The 21,676-nt window shown below is 36.8% G+C and carries 24 protein-coding genes; 23 read left to right on the top strand and 1 reads right to left on the bottom strand.

Annotated features, from left to right (window positions below):
* The first annotated feature begins 23 nt into the window (after positions 1-23).
* Positions 24-938 (top strand): RluA family pseudouridine synthase, encoded by a 915-nt coding sequence (locus ACEN33_RS02410; protein ID WP_407089247.1) that lies wholly within the window; start codon positions 24-26, stop codon positions 936-938.
* Positions 925-2,289, top strand: coding sequence for a magnesium transporter (gene mgtE, locus ACEN33_RS02415; RefSeq protein WP_407094473.1), 1,365 nt, complete (start codon positions 925-927; stop codon positions 2,287-2,289). Before ACEN33_RS02410 ends, mgtE begins: the two co-directional genes overlap by 14 nt.
* 56 nt (positions 2,290-2,345) lie before the next feature.
* On the opposite strand, the gene ACEN33_RS02420 is transcribed toward mgtE, so the two are convergent.
* Complete coding sequence (locus ACEN33_RS02420; protein WP_407093598.1) at positions 2,346-2,792, bottom strand: GNAT family N-acetyltransferase; 447 nt, start codon at positions 2,790-2,792, stop codon at positions 2,346-2,348.
* A gap of 103 nt (positions 2,793-2,895) precedes the next feature.
* Between ACEN33_RS02420 and ACEN33_RS02425 the strand changes: the two genes are divergently transcribed.
* The 21 genes from ACEN33_RS02425 (at position 2,896) to clpP (ending at position 21,421) form a co-directional block, all read left to right on the top strand.
* Positions 2,896-3,954: a M42 family metallopeptidase gene (locus ACEN33_RS02425; RefSeq protein ID WP_407094474.1), complete on the top strand. Its 1,059-nt coding sequence runs from the start codon at positions 2,896-2,898 to the stop codon at positions 3,952-3,954.
* A gap of 96 nt (positions 3,955-4,050) precedes the next feature.
* A complete protein-coding gene (locus ACEN33_RS02430; protein WP_407094475.1) occupies positions 4,051-4,701 on the top strand; it encodes a DivIVA domain-containing protein in 651 nt (216 codons plus the stop codon).
* Positions 4,702-4,792: 91 nt separating this feature from the next.
* A complete protein-coding gene (locus ACEN33_RS02435) occupies positions 4,793-6,376 on the top strand; it encodes a peptide chain release factor 3 (RefSeq protein ID WP_407094476.1) in 1,584 nt (527 codons plus the stop codon).
* Between the two features lie 171 nt (positions 6,377-6,547).
* Positions 6,548-6,814: a phosphocarrier protein HPr gene (locus ACEN33_RS02440; RefSeq protein ID WP_407094477.1), complete on the top strand. Its 267-nt coding sequence runs from the start codon at positions 6,548-6,550 to the stop codon at positions 6,812-6,814.
* Positions 6,814-8,538, top strand: coding sequence for a phosphoenolpyruvate--protein phosphotransferase (gene ptsP, locus ACEN33_RS02445; protein ID WP_407094478.1), 1,725 nt, complete (start codon positions 6,814-6,816; stop codon positions 8,536-8,538). The genes ACEN33_RS02440 and ptsP overlap by 1 nt, the downstream gene beginning before the upstream one ends.
* Before the next feature lie 98 nt (positions 8,539-8,636).
* Positions 8,637-9,641 carry a biotin--[acetyl-CoA-carboxylase] ligase gene (locus tag ACEN33_RS02450; RefSeq protein ID WP_407094479.1) on the top strand — a complete coding sequence of 335 codons (1,005 nt, stop codon included), beginning with the start codon at positions 8,637-8,639 and terminating at the stop codon, positions 9,639-9,641.
* On the top strand, positions 9,642-10,175 hold the full coding sequence (locus tag ACEN33_RS02455; RefSeq protein WP_407094480.1) for a biotin transporter BioY: 534 nt from the start codon (positions 9,642-9,644) through the stop codon (positions 10,173-10,175).
* 100 nt (positions 10,176-10,275) lie between these two features.
* The gene (locus tag ACEN33_RS02460; RefSeq protein WP_407094481.1) at positions 10,276-11,472 is read left to right on the top strand and encodes a glycosyltransferase family 4 protein; all 1,197 of its coding nucleotides are present in this window, start codon (positions 10,276-10,278) and stop codon (positions 11,470-11,472) included.
* A gap of 162 nt (positions 11,473-11,634) precedes the next feature.
* On the top strand, positions 11,635-11,865 hold the full coding sequence (locus ACEN33_RS02465) for a YkuJ family protein (protein ID WP_138404844.1): 231 nt from the start codon (positions 11,635-11,637) through the stop codon (positions 11,863-11,865).
* Positions 11,866-12,079: 214 nt separating this feature from the next.
* A complete protein-coding gene (locus ACEN33_RS02470; RefSeq protein ID WP_407089239.1) occupies positions 12,080-12,604 on the top strand; it encodes a YqeG family HAD IIIA-type phosphatase in 525 nt (174 codons plus the stop codon).
* A complete protein-coding gene (yqeH, locus tag ACEN33_RS02475) occupies positions 12,597-13,718 on the top strand; it encodes a ribosome biogenesis GTPase YqeH (RefSeq protein ID WP_407089238.1) in 1,122 nt (373 codons plus the stop codon). The genes ACEN33_RS02470 and yqeH overlap by 8 nt, the downstream gene beginning before the upstream one ends.
* 15 nt (positions 13,719-13,733) lie before the next feature.
* Entirely contained in the window at positions 13,734-14,051 is a 318-nt protein-coding gene (gene yhbY, locus ACEN33_RS02480) for a ribosome assembly RNA-binding protein YhbY (protein ID WP_407089237.1), read from the top strand.
* Between the two features lie 13 nt (positions 14,052-14,064).
* Positions 14,065-14,748, top strand: a complete 684-nt coding sequence (locus ACEN33_RS02485) for a nicotinate-nucleotide adenylyltransferase (RefSeq protein WP_407094482.1) — start codon at positions 14,065-14,067, stop codon at positions 14,746-14,748.
* A 17-nt stretch (positions 14,749-14,765) separates the two neighbouring features.
* Complete coding sequence (gene yqeK, locus ACEN33_RS02490; RefSeq protein ID WP_407094483.1) at positions 14,766-15,374, top strand: bis(5'-nucleosyl)-tetraphosphatase (symmetrical) YqeK; 609 nt, start codon at positions 14,766-14,768, stop codon at positions 15,372-15,374.
* Positions 15,375-15,376: 2 nt separating this feature from the next.
* Positions 15,377-15,739, top strand: a complete 363-nt coding sequence (gene rsfS, locus ACEN33_RS02495; RefSeq protein WP_407094486.1) for a ribosome silencing factor — start codon at positions 15,377-15,379, stop codon at positions 15,737-15,739.
* The gene (locus ACEN33_RS02500) at positions 15,721-16,485 is read left to right on the top strand and encodes a class I SAM-dependent DNA methyltransferase (RefSeq protein WP_407094484.1); all 765 of its coding nucleotides are present in this window, start codon (positions 15,721-15,723) and stop codon (positions 16,483-16,485) included. The genes rsfS and ACEN33_RS02500 overlap by 19 nt, the downstream gene beginning before the upstream one ends.
* 20 nt (positions 16,486-16,505) lie before the next feature.
* The gene (locus tag ACEN33_RS02505) at positions 16,506-17,678 is read left to right on the top strand and encodes a nucleotidyltransferase family protein (protein ID WP_407094485.1); all 1,173 of its coding nucleotides are present in this window, start codon (positions 16,506-16,508) and stop codon (positions 17,676-17,678) included.
* A gap of 91 nt (positions 17,679-17,769) precedes the next feature.
* Positions 17,770-18,321 (top strand): YceD family protein, encoded by a 552-nt coding sequence (locus tag ACEN33_RS02510; RefSeq protein ID WP_407089231.1) that lies wholly within the window; start codon positions 17,770-17,772, stop codon positions 18,319-18,321.
* 29 nt (positions 18,322-18,350) lie between these two features.
* A complete protein-coding gene (gene rpmF / locus ACEN33_RS02515; protein WP_138404853.1) occupies positions 18,351-18,533 on the top strand; it encodes a 50S ribosomal protein L32 in 183 nt (60 codons plus the stop codon).
* A gap of 199 nt (positions 18,534-18,732) precedes the next feature.
* Positions 18,733-20,625 carry a metallophosphoesterase gene (locus ACEN33_RS02520; protein ID WP_407089230.1) on the top strand — a complete coding sequence of 631 codons (1,893 nt, stop codon included), beginning with the start codon at positions 18,733-18,735 and terminating at the stop codon, positions 20,623-20,625.
* Positions 20,626-20,821: 196 nt separating this feature from the next.
* On the top strand, positions 20,822-21,421 hold the full coding sequence (gene clpP, locus ACEN33_RS02525) for an ATP-dependent Clp endopeptidase proteolytic subunit ClpP (RefSeq protein WP_138405480.1): 600 nt from the start codon (positions 20,822-20,824) through the stop codon (positions 21,419-21,421).
* The last annotated feature ends 255 nt before the right edge of the window (positions 21,422-21,676 follow it).

The raw sequence follows: 21,676 nt of genomic DNA on the forward strand, positions 1-21,676 counted from the left end.
TTTTAACAAGTTAGGAAGATAATGTGATTTTAACATGGGAGTATCAAGATACTTTAGAACAAACGATTAAACACTTTTTACACTTTGAAGGGATACCAAGAAATTTTGTAAAAGCGGTGAAGCACAACGGTGGGCAGATCTTACTTAATCAAGAAGAAGTGACCGTGAGAGCAACTTTAAACCAAGGTGATGTATTAACACTCATTGCACCGGATGAACACGGACATGAAACGGTAGCACCGTCAGATATCCCGATTGATGTCGTTTACGAAGACCGTGATTTCTTGATTGTGAACAAACCGAGTGCTTCGGTTTCCATTCCTTCAAAGCAAAATCCAGATAGCTCGATGGCAAATCGTATTAAAGGTTATTATGTAAGAGAAGAATATAAAGACCAAGTGATTCATATCGTCACTCGTTTAGACCGTGATACGACCGGGTTGATGTTGATTGCTAAACACCGTCTTGCCCATGCATACATGGACCGGATGATCCAAAGCAAAGGTTTAACTAAAATCTATTATGGTTTGTCACATAAAGTGGATTGGGATAAACATGGTTATATCGATGCACCGATTGGCCGTAATCCAGAATCAATTATCAGTCGAATAGTGGATCCAGCAGGGCAAGCTGCTTTAACTGAGTATTGGTTAAAAGAACAAGTAGAAGAGGCAAGTTTACTAAGAATGCAGCTTCACACAGGACGTACACATCAAATCAGAGTTCACTTAGCCCACAAGGGTGGGCCTTTAGTTGGCGATGATTTATATGGCGGAGTAAAAGATTCCGTGATATCAAGACAAGCCTTGCATTGTGGTGAGTTACAGTTTGTTCATCCATTTACAGGAGAAGACATCCACATCAAACAAGCCATACCAGAAGATATGCACACGTGGTTAAATATCAGAAAAGAGGAGATAGAAAATGGAAATATTTGAAAGATCTCTTGAAGAGAGTATCGAAACGTTTAAAAAATTATTGAACGAAAACCGAATGACTCGATTTAGAACCGAGTATCTAGCCTTACATAATTATGAGCAAAGTATGATATTTGCGAATTTGGAAAAAGAGGATCGTGAAAAGATTTATCAATATTTATCTCCTTCAGAATTAGCAGATGTCTTCGACATGCTCGAATCGCAAGACGAGACGATTGATATCTACTTTGAAGAGATGTCTCCACCTTATGCTGCGTCAGTTCTAGGCGAGATGTATGCCGATAATGCGGTTGATGTGTTGAATAGCTTAAAAAACCGTGAACGTATTAATCTCTATATGAACCTAATGCCTGCAGAAAGTGCTCGTGAAATCAGCTCGCTGATTAATTATTTAGACGAGACAGCTGGGGCGATTATGACGACTGAATTTATCTCTGTTCAAGAAGGCTTAACTCTAGGTGCCGCTTATCACAGACTGAGAGAGCAAGCGATTAAAGCTGAGACAATTTACTATGTATATGTTGTAGATGAAAATGATCGTCTCGTTGGTGTAATCTCATTAAAGGATTTAATTATTAATGATGAAGATAAGCTGATTCATGACGTGATGAATACGCGTGTGATTTCGGTTCAAGTAAATGATAACCAAGAAGAAGTAGCCAAGATGGTTCAAGATTATGACCTATTAGCGCTTCCTGTTGTTGGTTTTGACCGTGAATTACTCGGTGTCATTACGGTTGATGATGTCTTAGATGTTATACAAGATGAGGCAGATAGTGACTACTCTGGTTTAGCGGCGGTTGACGTTAGAGAGAGTCATGACACGCCACTATCAGCGGCAAGAAGTCGTCTTCCTTGGTTGGTCACTTTACTATTCTTAGGAATGGGAACAGCGACTTTAATTAGTCAGTATGATGCGCTAATTTCTGAAGCAAGTGTCTTATCTGCTTTTGTTACTTTAATTACTGGTACAGCCGGAAATGCTGGGACACAGTCATTGGCCGTAGCTGTAAGGAAATTGACAAATAAATACGATGACGAGAACTTCTTTACTTCATTAATGTTTGAATTAATTACTGGCGCGATTACTGGACTCATTGTCGGAATTACAGTGATGTTAATCATCTTAGTCTGGCAACAAAATCTTGTTCTAGGTGCAGTGATTGGAATAGCGATGATGGCTGCAATTATTGTAGCAAATCTTGCAGGTTCATTTATACCGAAGATTATGGACAGACTTGGTTTTGACCCTGCAGTTGCGAGTGGACCATTTATCTCAACGCTGAGTGACTTAACATCAGTATTTATCTACTTTAGTATTGCTCAATTATTCTTATCAGCTATTATTTAAAGCAATACATAACGAACGACCCTTTGACTATTTTAAAACAGTCAAAGGGTCGTTTTTTAATTGAGTTGTTTTTCCATGTCATGATGAGGGATGTTGGCATCCAAATAGCCTTTTTCATTAGTGATTCTGTAATTTAGTTTCTCATAGAAGGGGATGGCTGAATCTTGAGCAGATAAGCTGAGTACTTCGATGGGAGGGTTGTTTTTTTTAGCCCATCTTTCAATTTCCTCCATTAATTCAAAACCTAAGCCCTGCCCTCTATGTTCTTTGATGACAGCCACACGTTGGATTTTAGCTTTAGTTTTAGTATCATTAAGATTGATGCGTGCGGTTGCGACGGGACGATTGTCAATATATCCGATAAGGTGAATTAGTTGTTGATCCAAACCATCTAATTCAATTCCCGGATCAACATTTTGTTCGTAAATAAAGACTTTCTTACGAATATCGAATGCATCCTTTAGAATCGAAGTGTCTCCATCTAATACCCAAGTAAATTTCATTTAAAACCCTCCACGATTTCATGTATAATTAATTTCAGTGACATTATTGACGTTATTTTACTATAATAGAGAATATAAATACAATGAGCAAAGGGTGTTTTTTATGACAGAAATAAAAGAAGTATCAAAAAAACGATTAGAAAATGTAAAAAACTTAACGACAATTCCATCACCAACGGGCTATACAGCAGATATTATCCAATATATTTGTGGTTTGTTTGATGAGATGGGTGTCAGTTATGAAGTGACGCCCAAGGGCGGGTTACTTGTAAGTATCGATGGTAAGAATAAAGAAAGTCACCGCTTTGTGACAGCTCATGTGGATACTTTGGGTGGAATGGTTCGAGCGGTTAAACCGAATGGACGCTTAAAACTGGATTTGATTGGTGGCTTTACTTTTAACGCGATTGAAGGAGAGTACTGTACCGTTCATTCTAGTTTAAAAGATAAAAAATATAACGGAACAATCCTCATGCACCAAACGAGTGTTCACGTCTATAAGGACGCGCGTACAGCCGAACGGAATCAAGATAATATGGAAATTCGCTTAGATTATAAAGTGAAGAACCAAGAAGATGTTGAAAAACTTGGTATTCAAGTGGGTGATTTTATCTCATTTGACCCAAGAGCTACAATTACGGACGAAGGCTTTATTAAATCCCGTCATTTAGATGATAAAGTCAGTGTCGCTTTATTAATTGAATTGGTTGAGAATATTCACCGTAATCAAATTGAGTTAGCACATACGACGCACTTCTATATCTCAACCAACGAAGAGATTGGTTACGGAGGGAATTCTAATATTGCTTCTGAAGTCAAAGAATATCTTGCGGTAGATATGGGAGCTATGGGAGATGACCAACGAACGGATGAATATAGTGTCTCGATTTGTGCTAAAGACGGATCAGGTCCATATCACTTAGGCTTGCGTAATCAGTTCGTTAATATTTGTAAAGCAAAGGATATTCCATATCAATTAGATATTTATCCATTCTATTCAAGTGATGCATCCGCAGCTATGAGAGCTGGAGCAGATGTTCGCCACGGTTTAATCGGTGCTGGAATAGATTCTAGTCATGCATATGAACGTACACACTACGAATCAGTAGATGCGACATATGAGTTAATTGCAAGATATTTAGAATCAGAAATGATTGATTAAATTAATAGGTAAAAAGAACGTGTAAAATGCTTTAAAATTTGCTACTATAAGAAGTACATAACAGTGAGTGAGTTAGAGTGTAGAGGAGTGATATGAGTGGTAGATATACCGAAAAGTTTATTTGGCTATAACACGAGTCAAGTAGATTCGATGATGAGTCAACAGAAAAGTAAAATTGACGAGTTGGAAAAGAAGATTGAAAGCTTAGAAAGCCAACTTGCAACCTATATTGAATTAGAGTCAGCCTTAAAAGAAGGTATCGTTGATGCTAGACAAAAAGGTTCACAAATAGTCGAAGAATCAGCTGGACAAGCGGAGCAAATCATTAATAAAGCGAATGAACAAGCAGCTCAATTAAAAGAGGAAACAATCAATCGCGGGAATGATTTATTGAACGGTGGGAATGCTTTAAGAGATCGCTTAACATTCATGAAAGATGAGATGCGTGAAATGGTTGATCAAGTATCAGAGTTTATTGATGGCACAGATTTTGAATCACTATTCCCCAAAAGTGAAGTGGATCAATATACGATGCAGATTAGCGAATTTTCAGACGGCAAAGTCGAAAAACGCAAAGAAAACGAAGAAGTGTCAGTATCTGAGAGTACATTAACCGATGAAGAGAAACGTGAATTAGAAAAATTAATTCATGAAGTGATTGCCAATGATGCAGCTTCAAAAGAGACTCAAGGTCCTGAGCGTAATATCGAGAAAAAATTAATCGAGTTGAGAACACTCAACGGATAATTTTTATGTTATGAACAATGCAATGATGAACTCAATCACATTGCATTGTTCCATTTTTTTGAAACGGACAATAACGAAAGGAAGTAACTATTTGGTAAATAATTTAGAGCAAGAAGTCAAAAGAAGACGTACGTTTGCAATTATCTCCCATCCGGATGCGGGTAAGACAACCATTACCGAAGCGATGCTGTTATACAGTGGAGCCATTCGTGAAGCAGGAACAGTTAAGGCAAAGGGTAAAAAATCAAACAAATTCGCAAAATCTGACTGGATGGAAATCGAGAAACAAAGAGGGATCTCTGTGACCAGTTCGGTAATGCAAGTAGACTATGACGGACATCAAGTCAATATTGTCGATACGCCGGGACATGAGGATTTCTCAGAGGATACGTATCGTACATTAATGGCCGTGGATGCGGCAGTCATGGTCGTTGACTCTGGTAAAGGGATTGAGCCACAGACGAAACGATTATTCGAAGTTGTTAGTCACCGTGGAATTCCAATCTTCACCTTTATTAACAAATTAGACCGTGATGGTCGTGAGCCCTTAGAGTTAGTGGCTGAATTGGAAGAAGTCTTAGGTATTGATGCGTATCCAATGAATTGGCCGATGGGTATGGGACGTAACTTAATCGGTCTTTATGATTTATATAATGAACGTGTTGAATTAAGAGGGAATGATGAGGAAGAGGTTGATATCTTTATTCCATTAGATGAAGACGGAGAAGCTCAAGGTGAGCATTCGTTTAAAGAATCATCAATCTATTCTCAAGCTTTAGAAGATGCACAATTATTGCATGAAGCAGGAAACGAATTTGATTTAGACAAGATTGCTAACGGTAAGTTAACGCCCGTCTTCTTCGGATCAGCTTTAACTGGTTTTGGTGTTCAAACATTCTTAGATGCTTTCGTAGAGTTAGCTCCAGCACCGAAAGCGATTGAACTTGAAAGTGGCGATGAAGTCGATCCAGTTGAAGATGACTTCACAGGCTTTGTCTTCAAGATTCAAGCAAACATGAACCCGGCACACCGAGATCGTATTGCCTTTATTCGGATTGCTTCTGGGCAGTTTGAACCGGGAATGAATGTGACCTTAAATCGTACACAAAAGAAAATTCGCATGGCACATACGACTCAATTCATGGCAGATACTCGTGAAGAAGTGAGTACAGCCGTTGCTGGTGATATTATTGGTCTGTATGATACTGGAAATCTGCAAATTGGAGATACTTTGTATTCAGGAAAGAAGGCTGTCGCTTTCCCACCTTTACCACAATTTACGCCTGAGATGTTCATGAAGGTCAGCCCTAGAAATGTTATGAAACAAAAATCATTCCATAAAGGAATTGAACAATTAGTTCAAGAAGGTGCGATTCAGTTATACAAAACATATCATACGGAAGAATATATTATCGGTGCCGTTGGACAACTTCAATTCGAAGTCTTCCAATACCGCTTATTAAATGAATATAATGCTGAAGTTGATATGACTCCAATGGGGAGTAAAATTGCGCGTTGGATTAAAGAGGAAGATTTGGATCCAAGTATGTCTTCAAGTCGTAACTTACTAGTTCGTGACCGCTTTGGAGCTCCAGTGTTCTTATTTGAGAATCAATTTGCTGAGCGTTGGTTCCAAGATAAATATCCAGATATTGAGTTAGAACAACTATTATAAACACAGTTAGCCGTTGCTAACTTATACATTAAAGGCATCTTTAAACATTAAAGTTTATAAATCGATAGGTTTATATTGTTGAAACGCTTAAAAAATGGTATTCTTATATATGTAAGAGTTTTATTTATTGAAACTCATATTAAAATTTCATTTATAAAGGAGATTTTTCGAATGGAAAAGAAAGAATTTAACGTAATTGCTGAGACTGGGATTCACGCACGTCCCGCGACATTATTGGTGCAAACGGCAAGTAAATTTGCTTCAGACATTAACTTAGAGTATAAAGGTAAATCAGTTAACCTTAAGTCTATCATGGGGGTTATGTCTTTAGGTGTTGGGCAAGGTGCTGATGTTGTAATCACTGCTGAAGGTGACGACGAAAAAGAAGCCATTGAAGCTGTTGCAGAGACGTTGAAAAACGAAGGATTATCTGCATAATGACAAAAATCGAAGTTACTGGGATTGCTGCTAGTGATGGTATTGCAATTGCGCCAGTGTATCTATTAACAGAACCAGATTTAACTTTTGATCGTACTACAGTGGAAGATGCTGAAGCAGAAGCAGTTCGCTTTGATACAGCGGTTGAACAAGCGACAGCTGAAATCACACAAATTCGCTCAATTGCTGAAAAATCATTAGGTGAAGAAGAAGCACAAGTCTTCGATGCTCACTTAATGTTCTTATCTGACCCAGAATTTACTGGACAAGTAAGAGAAAAAGTTTCGAGCGAAGGAATCAACGCTGAAGCTGCATTAGGCGACGTGAGTGATATGTTCATTCAAATGTTTAGTGCAATGGAAGATAACGCTTATATGCAAGAACGTGCTGCAGACGTTAAAGACGTTTCAACACGTATTCTTGCTGCATTATTAGGTGTTAAATTACCTAGCCCAGCGACAATTAGCGAAGAAGTTGTTATTATTGCCCATGATTTAACACCAAGTGATACTGCTCAATTAAACAAGCAGTTTGTGAAAGCGTTCGTTACAAATATTGGTGGACGTACTTCTCACTCGGCAATCATGGCGCGTTCTTTAGAGATTCCAGCAATTGTTGGTACAAACTCAATTGTATCTCAAGTTAAAGATGGCGATTTAGTTATCGTTGACGCAATGGAAGGTCACATTATTGTTGATCCGACAGAAGAACAAGTGAAAGAATACGAAGAAAAAGCACAAGCTTTTGAAGAACAAAAAGCAGAATGGGCTAAACTTGTGGATTCGCCATCAGAAACTAAAGATGGCCACGCAGTTGAACTCGCTGCCAACATTGGTACTCCTAAAGACGTGACGGCTGTTCTTGAGAATGGTGCCGAAGCGATTGGTTTATACCGTACTGAGTTCTTATATATGGATTCTTCTGACTTCCCAACTGAAGACGAACAATACGACGCATACCGTGAAGTGCTAGAAGCAATGGATGGTAAAGCAGTTGTTGTTCGTACGATGGATATTGGTGGAGACAAAGAGTTACCATATTTAGAATTGCCAGAAGAGATGAACCCATTCTTAGGATACCGAGCAATTCGTATCTCGTTAGACAAGAAAGACATGTTCAAAACTCAATTACGTGCTTTATTACGTGCATCTGTACATGGTAAGTTACGTATTATGTTCCCGATGATTGCTACTTTACAAGAATTCCGTGAAGCAAAATCATTCTTACTAGAAGTTAAAGAAGAATTATTATCTGAAGGTGTAGAAGTTTCAGAAGATATTCAAATTGGTATTATGGTTGAAATTCCTGCAGCAGCAATGTTAGCGGATCAATTCGCCAAAGAAGTTGACTTCTTCAGTATAGGAACAAACGACTTAATTCAATATTCAATGGCAGCAGACCGTATGAATGAACGTGTCTCATACTTATACCAACCATATAACCCATCAATTCTACGTTTAATTAAGAACGTGATTGATGCTTCACACGCTGAAGGTAAATGGACAGGTATGTGTGGTGAGATGGCAGGAGATCAAACGGCTGTACCATTATTACTTGGTTTAGGCTTAGATGATTTCTCTATGAGTGCTTCAAGTGTATTAAAAACACGTAGTTTAGTGAGACGTTTAAACTTAACTGATATGCAAGCATTGGCTGAAAAAGCAATTAATGAATGTACATCATCTGAAGAAGTGGTCGCATTAGTTGAAGAAGCAATAAAATAAATTTAATATAGCATCCTAGGTTATTTACTTAGCCTAGGATTTTATTATTCATTCTACGTCAACCGTTTATAAAAACAAGTTGACCAAAGGAGTAAAAAATGACACTAAAAAATAAATTATTAAAGAAATTATCTGAAGGAAACAGTACAGTCCATTCAGGTCAAGAATTAGCCACTGAATTTGCTGTCACACGAAGTGCTGTTTGGAAAGCAATCGAAGAGTTACGTGATCAAGGTTATGTGATTCAAAGTATCCCTAGAAAAGGGTATCAGTACATTCAAAGTTCGAAAAGTATTGATCCAGAACAAATAAGTTTATTACTAGGCGAACATGGATCAGACTTAAAAATCACACTTTATGATGAAGTCACTTCAACGGATGATGTCGCAAAAGTACATGCAGCTAACCATCCGAACGAAAGTAAGTATGTGATCTCAAGAAAGCAAACGAAAGGAAGAGGTCGATACGGCAAGACTTTTCATTCAACTATCAAAGAAGGACTTTACTCATCTTTACTCGTTCCAGTTAACCAAACACGACCAGAACATATTCCATTATTCACGATTGCAACGGCTACAGCGATGTCAGAAGCGATTGAGGAAGTCACTGGGAAAGTCATTGATATCAAATGGGTTAATGACTTATTTTATGAAGGAAAAAAAGTCAGCGGGATTCTATGTGAAGCAATCAGTGATATCGAAAGTGGCCAGATTACATCGGTAGTTATAGGTTTAGGGCTGAATCTAGCAGGTGACTTCGATGAAGCTGATGAGATGACACAAGGTGTTGCAGGAACCTTGTATGGGAGTGAGTTACCTAAAGAACTAAACTTAAATGTATTACTCTCAACTTACGTCTATCGCCTCCTCACTTATATTAAAGAGATTGATAAGAAAGAATATTTACCTTACTATTCGACTCATCTATTAGGGATTAACAAACCTGTGACGTATTCCGTTAAAGCTGAGGAAAGACATGGTATCATACGCGGAATAAACGAAGAAGGTCACTTAATTGTGGAGTTGCCTTCAGGTGAGATGGAAGAATTATTCGGACAAGAAATTCATTTATCAAGTAGTCAGTTTGCTAAGGGAGGAAACTAAATGAAAACAAGACAATTGACACAAATGGCTTTAATGCTAGCTTTACTAATTATATGTTCACAACTAACCATTCCTTTTGGTCCGGTCCCATTAACATTACAAACATTTGCAATATTAATGATAGGTTTAGTATTACCAGCGAAATACGCGGGATTAACGACGTTAATTTATTTAGTTATTGGACTATTCGGACTGCCTGTATTTAGTGGTGGAACTGGAGGGTTTGGATCATTCATATCGCCATCCTTTGGGTTTGTGATTGGTTTTATTCCAGCGAGTTTTATTATTAGTTATCTCAAACAACGATTGAGACCTGAAACAAATTCGAAACTGATTGGTATCACATTAATTGGAACGGTTATTTTATATATAATTGGTTTAAGTTACATGTATATTATCTTTCGAAACGTATTAGATATTGAAACTGGCTTTACGCATGTTTTACAACTAGGGTTGATACCTTTTATCCCAGGAGATATATTTAAAGCGCTCTTAGCGATCTTTGTCTATAAGAGACTTAAACGCATCTTATAAATGTAAATCTACACATTGAAAATACCTTGTGATACAATAGGTCTACACTTTAAAAAGTACTATAATTTATATGAAAAATTATAGTTGAGAGGGGTATTTGATGCGAATTGGCATGTTTACTGACACATATTTTCCACAAGTAAGTGGAGTATCGACTTCAATCAAGATACTTTGTGATCAGTTAAGAAAAGTTGGCCATGAAGTCATAATATTTACAACATCAGATCCAGAAGCACGGCCAGAAAATGGCGTAGTTAGATTACCAAGTATACCTTTTGCGAGTTTTGAAGATCGCCGAATAGCTTTTGGTGGTTTAGATCGATGCGTAAAGATATCAAGAGAATATGACTTAGATATAATCCATACACATACAGAATTCAGCTTAGGTTTAGCTGGTAAATATGTAGCAAGCAGATTAAAAATTCCGACAGTTCATACTTATCATACGATGTATGAAAATTACACTCACTACATTTGGGATGGGCGCTTAATTAAACGGCAACACGTACGTTGGTTTTCAAAACTATTCTGTGGACAAGCAGATGGAGTGATTACACCAAGTGAATTAACTTATGCTACGTTAAAAGACTATGGTGTTGAAGCGCCGATGCGAATTATTCCAACCGGAGTTTTTTTACCAGAATTCAACGAAAATTATCGTGCGATGACCCGTAAGAAATTGAATATACCACATGATGCACCGGTATTACTATCATTATCGCGCTTATCGAAAGAGAAGTCTTTAGACGAGGTTATTATGGCATTCCCGGCGGTTCAAGAAGCGTATCCAGCGGCTCATTTAGTCATAGTTGGAGACGGACCTTACCGAGAGACTCTAGAAACCATTGCTAAAGGATATGAATTGGAGAATGTTCACTTCATAGGTGAAATTTCACATAATGAAGTCAATCAATATTACCAAATGGCTGATTTATACATAAATGCGAGTGAATCGGAGTCCCAAGGTTTAACATACTTAGAGTCAATCGCGAATCGATTGCCAATTGTGGCGAAAGAAAATGATTACTTAAACTTAATTATTCAAACAGGAGAATTCGGACAACTCTATGCACCGAATGGGTCATTATCAGAAGCCATCGTTAAATATTTAAACAAGAAGTACGCGGGTGAAATTGAGAATATTAATCCTGAATCATTAGAAAGTATCTCTGCTGAACGCTTTGCAGAGAATGTTTATGCGTTCTATGATAATATCATTCAAAACACAGATCAGTCACGATCAAATTTCTTTGATAGAATGTTAAGTGAGATTAAAGAACCGTGGAGTAATATGTAACTTATGCAGTAGATGTAGAAAAATAAGAATGAATCAAAAATAGTTTATGTAACTTCTTGCAATTTCAATGCATTTTGTTAACATATACTATATTGAAAAACTAACCTAGTTTAGTTTTGCTGCTCACATATTGAGCAATTCTGTTAACGAAAGGAATCAACTATGAAAACTTCAGTTTTGACAGGTATTATCCAACGCTTAGAAGCAATGGTAAATGCTAATAATAGTGAACCAGAGGTTCGCCGTTTTGAATTAGATGGTGTTGAAAAATGCCAAGTAACTTATCATGCAGATGATAAAGCATTCGAATTATCAGATAGTCAACGAGGAACAACTTACCGTTTCGACGATATCGATTTAGTAGCAATTGAAATTTACGAATTATTAGGTTAATTAAACTCAGCAAATAATCCCAATAAATTATTCAATGTTATAGATTTATAACATGAAGTAATAATTTATTAGGATTATTTTTTTGTTAGATAGAGGTTTTATTTGTCAATGTGATCAAATAGTGTTCAGTACTCTGATTTAATATGTTATTATAGTATGTTGGAATAATATGTTATAATATCAAAGACAATATAAGAATTTAAAAGGGGACTATATGAAAAAATTATTGACTCCAACCTGGACCATCAATTCAATTTACGCAATTAAGCCAGATGATTTATTGAGACATGATATTAAAGCAATCATATGCGACTTAGATAATACGCTTATTGCGTGGAATCAGTGGGAGCATACTGAAGAGATGGCTGAATGGTTAACAAGATTTAAAGACGCAGGGATTGGTATTTATCTCTTATCAAACAACAACTATGATCGAGTACTTAAAGTAGCAGAACCATTAGAGTTAAGGTTTACTTCTAGTGCTTTAAAACCACGCAGAAAGCATTTTGTACTTGCTATCGAGGATTTACAAGTACCTAAGGAGAATGTCGCTGTTATTGGAGATCAAGTTATGACAGATGTGATTGGTGCGAATCGTAATCATCTTAAGAGTATCTTAGTCAAACCGATTGCACCAAATGACAATATATATACAATAATTAATCGTATGTTAGAAAAGCTAGCATTTAAAATCGTCGGCATAGACCGAACAGGTGATTGGGGGAATACGCTTGAGTGAGCAAGAAACATTTCAATGTATCGGTTGCGGGGCAACCATTCAAACAGAGAATCCAGATGAGATAGGTTACTTACCACAATCTGCGTTAAATAAAGGAATTGAAAAAGGTGAATTTTACTGCCAACGTTGTTTTAAACTAAGACATTACAATCAATTACAAGATTTAGATATTGATGATGATGTATTCTTAAATAAATTGGGTGAAATTGCTAATGATGATGCCTTTGTTGTATTAGTCGTAGATATCTTTGATGTTGAAGGAAGTTTAATCTCTGGTTTACATCGATTTATCGGGAACCAACCATTTATCATTGCAGCAAACAAATTTGATTTACTTCCTAAAGTAACGCGTAAATCAAAAGTAAAAGATTGGATAAGACAAACAGTAAACCGTCATGGTTTGTATCCTGAAGATATCGTATTAACTTACGGGACAAAGCGCGCGGGGATTTATTCTTTAGCTGAGAAGATTGAAGAAGTGATTAGCGATCGCAATGTTTATATCGTAGGGGTGACGAACGTTGGAAAATCAACATTGATTAATCAATTGATTGGTTACTACGGTGGAGATAAAGAAGTGATTACAACGTCAAACCATCCTGGTACAACGTTGGATTTAATTCAAATTCCATTAACGGATGCACATGCTATCATTGATACACCAGGTATCATCCGTCGTACTCAATTAGCACATCATTTAAGTCGTTCTGACAACCAAAAAGTGTTACCAAATAAACCTATCAAACCAAAAACCTTCCAATTAAACGAAGGACAAACAATCTTTTTAGCCGGTGTGGGGCGAGTGGATCTCGTTCAATCAGAAGTTGAAAAGACAGCGATGACTTTTTACGTTTCAACTGATCTGTACTTACATCGGACTAAAACTGAGAATGCAGATGAGTTGTATCAGAAACATGTTGGTGAGATGTTAACACCACCAAGCAAGGATTATGTAGATGAGTATCCAGAGCTGGAAGAACAAACATTCACACTCGACCCAACCCAAGACATTAGTATCACAGGTTTAGGTTGGTTAACAGTAAATGCAAAAGCAGAAATAAAAGTTTGGCTACCTAAAGAAATTAGCGTATCTAAACGTACAGCAATTATTTAAACGAAGGGAATTAATATGATTACATTAAACAAAGCACAAACAAAATTTTTGCGTAAATACTCGCATAATTTAAAACCTCTTTTCCAGATGGGGAAATTAGGATTAACAGATGTATTTATCGAGCAAGTGGACAACGCAATTGAAAAGCGTGAATTAATTAAATTTGTCATCTTACAAAACAGTGATGAAGATTTAGATGACGTTGCTAACAAAATTGCGGATGAAATCGGTGGTGTTATTATTCAAACAATCGGAAGTACAGCGATATTATACCGTCCATCATCAAAAGAAAAACATCAGGAAATCAGTCAACAAGTAAATCGATTAAGCTAAGGGGACGTGTAGAATGGGTATTTCAAATGGCACATTAAATGCGCAAGAGTTTATGTCAATTGAAGAAGCACTCGAACCGATTATTCTGAGCCAATTTACTCCGGATTCATCGGGAGATGAGCGTAAACGGATTGGTATTTTAGGTGGAACATTTAATCCACCTCATCTCGGTCATTTATTAATGGCAGAACAAGTTGGGAACCAATTGGAATTAGATGAAGTTTGGTTTATGCCTACAGCGAAACCGCCTCATGCACCTGGAAAGACAACAATTGCTTCACAACATCGTGTTCAAATGATTCAATTAGCAATTGAAAACAATCCACTATTCAAAGTTCAACCTTATGAAATTCATCGTGGTGGCGTGAATTATACTGTTGATACAATGAGACATTTCGTTGAGACTTATCCAGAATCTGATTTTTATTTCATTATCGGTTCGGATAGCGCGAACGATTTATCAACTTGGAAGCAAATTGATGAATTAGTTCAATTAGTTCAATTTGTTGGAGTCAGACGTCCAGGTGAATTTCCATACCAAGGTCAATATCCTATTCTTTGGGTCGATTCACCTTTGATTGAATTGAGTTCAACAGAGATACGACTCAGAGTATACTTAGAACAATCAATCCGCTATCAGGTTCCAAGTAAAGTGGCCGCCTATATCCAAGAACACAGACTTTATGAGATAGATTAAAGAAAGAGGGCAAGAGTTTGGTATCAGAAATTCTATACACGAAAGATTATATAAACGTGACGCGTGAAGAATTAATTAATAATCTTAAAGAAGAACTCAAACCAAAAAGATTTAAACATGTTCTTCGTGTCGAAGAAACAGCGTTAGAATTAGCAGGACAATATGATTACAAAAATCTAGAAAAAGTGAGTATCTCTGCTTTAATGCATGATCATTGTAAAGAATATACAGACGAAAAGATGTATCAACTTGCGACAATGTATGCACCGTATGAGTCTTTAAGAGTTGCGAATGAAGCAGTATGGCACGGCCTAGCTGCGGCAGAATTAGCGCGTGCGAAATATAGTGTGTTCGACGATGAAATCATTCATGCCATTGCACAACACACGATTGGCGCGAAGGAAATGAGCTTACTGAGCAAATTACTCTTTGTGGCAGATTATATTGAACCTGGTCGCAACTTTGATGGGGTGGATGAAGCTCGAAAATTAGCCGAAACAGATTTGGATGCAGTTGTCTTTTACAAGATGAGAGAAACAATCAAACATCTTGTTGAAACGAATAAGAAAGTATATGTTGAAAGTGTGGTTATTTATAACCACTGGGCAAAAAAACAGGAGGGTTAATTATTATAAACACAAAAGAAAAATTAGAAGTCATTGTACGCGCCGCAGATGATCGTTTAGCACAGGACATCATGGTTTTAGACGTCGCACAATTGACACCATTAGCAGAGTACTTTGTCGTGATGGATGCAAAAAATGAACGACAATTATCAGCAATTGTTAATGAAATTACTAGCGTGATTGAAGAGAATAATTTCGAATTAAAAAACGTTGAAGGTAAAAACGGTGGTAAATGGGTATTAATCGATATGAATGATATTATTATTCATGTGTTCCACTATTCTGAACGTGCAAATTATAACTTAGAAAAAATTTGGCAAGATGCATCATTAGTTGATGTCAGCGAATGGATCACAGAACAATGAGTTTCAGCCAAATAGCAGATGTATATGATCGATTTAATGATCTATCTGTGTATGAATATTGGGTAGACTATACTTTAAATAGTTTAGATCGTAAGCCTAAAAAAATGTTAGACATCGCCTGTGGAACAGGTTGGTTTACGCAACTGATGATCCCTTTCGTTGATTCAGTCACTGGGATTGATATTGATGAGGATATGTTAGAGGTTGCACGTCAAGAAGTAGTTAATTTACCGAATGTTGAATTCAAGTATGGTGATATGACGCGTTTGTCAGCGGATTTAAGGGGCTTTGACTTGGTTACTTGTTACTTGGATTCGCTATGCTTTCTAAACGACTACGAGGCCATTAAAGAGGCGTTTAAAGGGATGTATCGCACTTTGTCTGAGCAAGGAACGTTATTGTTTGATGTTTGGACACCGTATCAAATGACGGATGTCTTTTCTGACTTTGAATACTTTGATCAAGACGAGTCAGCAACTTTAATTTGGGAAAGCGCCAGTGATGCTGAATCACTTAGCGTTGAGCATTACTTGACTGTCTATAGACAAGTTGAGGGGGCGCAGTTTGAACGTGTCGATGTTGAACTTCAAGAGCAAACTTTCCCATTAGAGAAGTATATGGATGCTTTAATTGAAGCAGGCTTTCAACCGGATAAGATTGAAGTGTTTGTTGATTACGGAAGTAAATATTATGACAAGAGAACAGATGAAGAGGCAGACCGTTGGTTCTTTAGATGTAGTAAGTAAGAGTTGGGGAGTGTTATAAGATGAAGCTTGTTTCAGTCATTGCCGAATATAATCCTTTCCATCTTGGCCACCAATATCAATTAGAACAAATGAAGCAAAGAACTTCGGCAGATGCGCTCGTTGTATTGATGAGTGGAAATGTTGTTCAACGCGGAGAATTTGCTGTAATTGATAAATGGCAAAGAGCTGAGATTGCATTGGAATACGGTGCTGACCTCGTCTTAGAGTTACCACTCTTAGCAAGTTTACAAGCAGCGGATTACTTCGCGTATTGGGCGGTTAAGACACTAGAATTATTAGGTTCAGATCAGCTTGTTTTTGGAACAGAATCTGCTACCTACGAAGCCTTGAATTCTTATGTTGATTGGTTAGTTGAGAATGAAGAAGCAATCGATAGAAGTGTTAAAACTTATCTCAACGACGGCTATTCTTATGCAGCGAGTTATCAATCTGCTTTAGAAGCTATAGATAACTCTTCTGAAAAGGCGAAACTTTTAACAGACTCACCGAATCATTTATTAGGGATTCAATACATTAAGGCATTGAAGCAATTAAATTCTAAGATGGATGTTATAGCTATTTCTAGAATTAAACACAATGAAAATATGCAAGAAGTCTTAAGTGGCAGCCAAATAAGAGAATTGAATCGTCAACAATTAGTCACCGAGGATACTGTACCTAAGCGGATGTTTCAAAAACTAGTGAGTCATCCAAACGTGCAACTTGCTGATTATTATGATTTACTAAAGTACCAAGTACAAAGTCAAAGTGCTGAACGCTTAACTCAATATCAAGGCATTGATTATGGTGTTGAACATTATATTTATCAGAAAATTTTGGAAACTAGTAATTTTGAATCTTTAATTGATGCACTCACATCTAAAAGATGGACGAAAGCATCCATCCAAAGAAAGCTAATGATGATTTTGTTGAATATAACAAATAAGGAATGGCAGGAAAGCATTGATTTAAATAATGAAGAGCTGACTATTCGAGTGTTAGGTTACACAGATGTAGGAAGAAAAGTACTTAAGATGAAGCGAAACCAAACTGGATTAAAATTATTTAGTAATTTGACTCAAGACAACGCACAAAATTATCAATTAAATTTACGTGCGGATACAGTCTTTTCACTCAATCCAAAACATAGAATAATGCAACAAAACACTGGAAGATTCCCAATTCACTATTAATTGAAAAGGAATCGTGTTAATATTAAAATAATCTTGACAAGAATTGTAAACTTCAATATAATAAATCTTGTCGTTTTAGAGGTGATAATAGATGAAATGGACAATCCGCCAATTAAAAGATCATCCTGATGATATGATTAATTTTGAAGAATCTTTAGATATAAAAGAACAGCTCATGGAGCGAAACCCTTCAATCTTAGATGTGGAATCAGTGATTGTAAACGGATATTTCGTACCTTCTAATGAAGATATCATTCTTCATGGTCAAATCGATACTCGACTGACGGTGCCGTCATCGAGATCATTAGAACCAGTATCATTACACTTAAACATTCCAATTAGCGAACGTTATGTGTATGAGGAATATGATGGAAACGTCGGGGAATATGAAGAGACTACGATTGTACTTCAGTATGATTATATTGATTTAGATGCAGCAGTGACTGATAACATCGCGATTAATATACCTACAAGAGTATTGAAACCAGGAGAAGAAGACGGAGATTTACCGTCGGGTAATGATTGGACAGTCGTCACCGAAGAAGAATACGAGCAAAACTTAGCGGAAGAGAAAGCCGAAACGGTTGATCCTCGCTTTGCAGCCTTAAAAACGCTATTAGATAACGAAGATGAGGAAGAATAACCTCAAACATCAACTAGGAGGTGTAGAGAATGGCAGTACCTAAACGTAAAACATCAAAAGCAAAGAAAAGAGCACGTCGTACACACTACAAGTTACAAGTACCAGGAATGAATACTTGTGCTAACTGTGGAGAATTAAAATTAAGCCACCGTGTATGTTCATCATGTGGACACTACGATGGAAAAGAAGTTGTATCTAATACAGCTGAATAATTTTGTTGAGCTAATCTTTTTGATTAGCTCTATTTTTTTTGCTTTAAATTCAGAATAGTATAAAAACACTGTATTTATGAAACTTTGTAAAGTTTACGTAACATTTACATAGAATTTACATTGTATTTACAATGGCTTGTTAAACTATATTTATAAGCACTGTGGATAGCTTATAAAAATATGAGGAGGATTTCAAAGAATGAAAAATTTAAGTCTTAAGAAATTGATCACTGGATCATTACTTGCTGCTCAATTACTCTCACCAGTAGCGACATTAGCACAAGATATTGAACGAAGTGAAGAAAAGCCAACTGTAGCGGAGGTAGCACCTAATAATACGCCAAACCGTCTTATTACTACGTTTAATGGTGATCCTAGTACGCAAATGGGATTCAACTGGTACACAACTGAATTAGCTGAAGATGCTAAAGTTTGGGTTTCTACTAATGAAGATTTAAGTGACGCCTTAGAATTTGAAGCGACTGCAGAAGAAGTAGTAAACACTTATGGTGAACGTGATGAGAATGGTTACTTTATCTTTGCTGACATCGAATATGATGAAGAAGGCGAAGTAGTCACTGACGATAACGGCGAACCACAAGTTAACGGATACTATACTGACGAGAATGTTTCAGGTCCAGAATGGACTTCAGGTTCAGCTGTTGGATCGATGGATTTAGTAGAAGTGACTGAATATTCATATAAAGCAAATGCAGAAGGCTTAGAGCCAAACACAACTTACTACTATCAAGTAGGTAGTGAAGCAGGAGAAACAAGTGAAGTAGGTACTTTCACAACTGCTGGTGAAGCAGGAGAAGAATTTACATTCGTACAATATACAGATACTCAAAACGCATACTGGAATGAGCATGTATATAACGAAGCAGCATTTGGTGCTGACACTGTTGCTACAGCATTAGAAGAAACTGAAGCAGATTTCGTATTACATACAGGTGACGTGGTTGAAGTTGCTGAAGTTGAAGATGAGTGGGTTGACATCTTAGAGCAATCTAAAGAGTCTATCTTACAAGTACCATTCGCTGTTGCAGCAGGTAACCACGATGAGTATGCCTTATCATATGGAGATCCTCAATTAACAACTAAATTTAATGAGCATATTAACGTTCCAGCTGAAAACGATGCTGTCGATGGTGGATCATACTACTCATTCGATTATAACGGTGTTCACTTTGTTGTAGCAAACACTAACGACAACAAAGAATCTGAAGATAATCCAGAAGGAAAAGCTTTAGGACAAGAACAAATTGATTGGATCAGAAATGACGTTGAAGAAGCACGTGCTAATGGTGCTGAGTGGGTTGTATTATCTTACCACAAACCATTATTCTCTAAATCATATCACTCATTACAAGATACAGATGTTCAATTAGTTCGTGAAGAATTCATGGAATTAATTGACGAGTTAGATGTTGATTTAGCTTTACAAGGTCATGACCACGTAATTTCACGTACTAAACCATTAAACTATGTTCCAACTGATGAGAACTTCTCTAACGGTGTTGTGGATGAAGCTGAAACGACTACAGAAGGTGATGTAGAGTATTACGTAAATCCTCAAGGAACAATCTTCGTATTACCAAACACTGATGGTACTAAAGAGTATGACGATATTTATTCTAAAGGTGTAGAACACGTACACACTGTTCGACCTAACTTAGATTGGATGACTCAAGAAGACGTTGATTACTATAACAACTTATTCGCATTCGGTGGACAACCACAAGAATCAGAAGCATTCGATACAAGTCATTCAAACAACCGTGATTCAGCAGTTCAAAACTTCGCTGCATATACTGTAAGTGGAGATGAATTAAGAGTAGATATCTACCAAATCGAAGGTAACTTACACGAAGGTGAAGAACGTACAGTATCAATCGTTCACTCATTCGGAATTACTAAAGGTGGAGAAACTACAGAAGAAGGTACTGAAGAAGCAGCTTCAGAAGAAACATCTGAAGAGAGCTCAGAAGAAAGTTCAGAAGAGTCATCTGAAGAAAGCTCAGAAGAATCTTCAACTGAAGAAGAAACATCTGAAGAAAGTTCAGAAGAATCTGAAGAGTCTGCAGAATAATCAAGATTGATAAAGAACTAATCAGAAGCTGAGTGTAAAAACTCGGCTTCTTTATTTTTGTATATTAGTACGTCGATATAAGGGGTAAATAATGCAAAAAATCTTACCGAGTAATATTCTTGACCTTTATTGACCTATGAGTTATACTTGGTTAGAAAGTTGTTTAACAGCTTTAAATTCGCGAAGGAGGAATACTATGAATTTAGTACCTACAGTAATAGAACAAACATCACGTGGAGAACGTGCTTATGATATTTATTCACGTTTACTAAAAGACAGAATTATTATGTTAAGTGGTCAAATCGATGATAACGTAGCAAACTCAGTGATTGCTCAACTTTTATTCTTGGACGCACAAGATCCAGAAAAAGATATCTTCCTATATATTAACTCACCAGGTGGGAGTGTAACAGCTGGGATGGCTATGTACGATACAATGAACTTTATTAATGCAGATGTACAAACAATTGTTATCGGTATGGCAGCATCAATGGCTTCAGTTTTATTAGCAGCCGGAGAGAAAGGTAAACGCTGGGCTTTACCAAATGCTGAGGTAATGATTCACCAACCATTAGGTGGCGCACAAGGACAAGCAACAGAGATTGAAATTGCTGCTCGTCATATACTTAAAACTCGTGAGCGTTTAAATAAAATCTTAAGTGACAAAACAGGTCAACCAATTGAAGTCATTGAGCAAGATACTGATCGTGATAATTTCAAAACAGCTGAAGAAGCACTTGAATACGGCTTAATTGATGGAATCATGGAAAGTAGCAAAGCTTTAAATAAAAAATAATATGACATAGATAAATAATCTATAATTTATACGTCCGTTCAATGGATATTACTCGCAATACTTAGGTATTTCGTGCGATAATAGCATTGTACGGGCGTATTTGTTTGGTTTTATTCCTAATAAATTAATAATAACTGACCTCGTTGGACATATTGTGACCCGTTAGGTTGTTTTTTAGCCAGGATAAAGAGCTTTTCAGTTGCAAGGTGACTCAAGTCATGGTATGATAATGACATGGTGTGAGACTCATTTAGA

Origin of the sequence: Ruoffia sp. FAM 24228 (assembly GCF_045528575.1) — a bacterium.
GTDB lineage: Bacteria > Bacillota > Bacilli > Lactobacillales > Aerococcaceae > Ruoffia > Ruoffia halotolerans.

Bases quoted from the DNA above. Each gene is read 5' to 3' on its own strand.
- mgtE (WP_407094473.1), top strand. From the start codon at position 925: ATGGAAATATTTGAAAGATCTCTTGAAGAGAGTATCGAAACGTTTAAA.
- ACEN33_RS02420 (WP_407093598.1), bottom strand. From the start codon at position 2,792: ATGAAATTTACTTGGGTATTAGATGGAGACACTTCGATTCTAAAGGAT.
- ACEN33_RS02425 (WP_407094474.1), top strand. From the start codon at position 2,896: ATGACAGAAATAAAAGAAGTATCAAAAAAACGATTAGAAAATGTAAAA.
- ACEN33_RS02440 (WP_407094477.1), top strand. From the start codon at position 6,548: ATGGAAAAGAAAGAATTTAACGTAATTGCTGAGACTGGGATTCACGCA.
- ptsP (WP_407094478.1), top strand. From the start codon at position 6,814: ATGACAAAAATCGAAGTTACTGGGATTGCTGCTAGTGATGGTATTGCA.
- ACEN33_RS02450 (WP_407094479.1), top strand. From the start codon at position 8,637: ATGACACTAAAAAATAAATTATTAAAGAAATTATCTGAAGGAAACAGT.
- ACEN33_RS02455 (WP_407094480.1), top strand. From the start codon at position 9,642: ATGAAAACAAGACAATTGACACAAATGGCTTTAATGCTAGCTTTACTA.
- ACEN33_RS02460 (WP_407094481.1), top strand. From the start codon at position 10,276: ATGCGAATTGGCATGTTTACTGACACATATTTTCCACAAGTAAGTGGA.
- ACEN33_RS02465 (WP_138404844.1), top strand. From the start codon at position 11,635: ATGAAAACTTCAGTTTTGACAGGTATTATCCAACGCTTAGAAGCAATG.
- ACEN33_RS02470 (WP_407089239.1), top strand. From the start codon at position 12,080: ATGAAAAAATTATTGACTCCAACCTGGACCATCAATTCAATTTACGCA.
- yhbY (WP_407089237.1), top strand. From the start codon at position 13,734: ATGATTACATTAAACAAAGCACAAACAAAATTTTTGCGTAAATACTCG.
- ACEN33_RS02485 (WP_407094482.1), top strand. From the start codon at position 14,065: ATGGGTATTTCAAATGGCACATTAAATGCGCAAGAGTTTATGTCAATT.
- ACEN33_RS02500 (WP_407094484.1), top strand. From the start codon at position 15,721: ATGGATCACAGAACAATGAGTTTCAGCCAAATAGCAGATGTATATGAT.
- ACEN33_RS02505 (WP_407094485.1), top strand. From the start codon at position 16,506: ATGAAGCTTGTTTCAGTCATTGCCGAATATAATCCTTTCCATCTTGGC.
- ACEN33_RS02510 (WP_407089231.1), top strand. From the start codon at position 17,770: ATGAAATGGACAATCCGCCAATTAAAAGATCATCCTGATGATATGATT.
- rpmF (WP_138404853.1), top strand. From the start codon at position 18,351: ATGGCAGTACCTAAACGTAAAACATCAAAAGCAAAGAAAAGAGCACGT.
- ACEN33_RS02520 (WP_407089230.1), top strand. From the start codon at position 18,733: ATGAAAAATTTAAGTCTTAAGAAATTGATCACTGGATCATTACTTGCT.
- clpP (WP_138405480.1), top strand. From the start codon at position 20,822: ATGAATTTAGTACCTACAGTAATAGAACAAACATCACGTGGAGAACGT.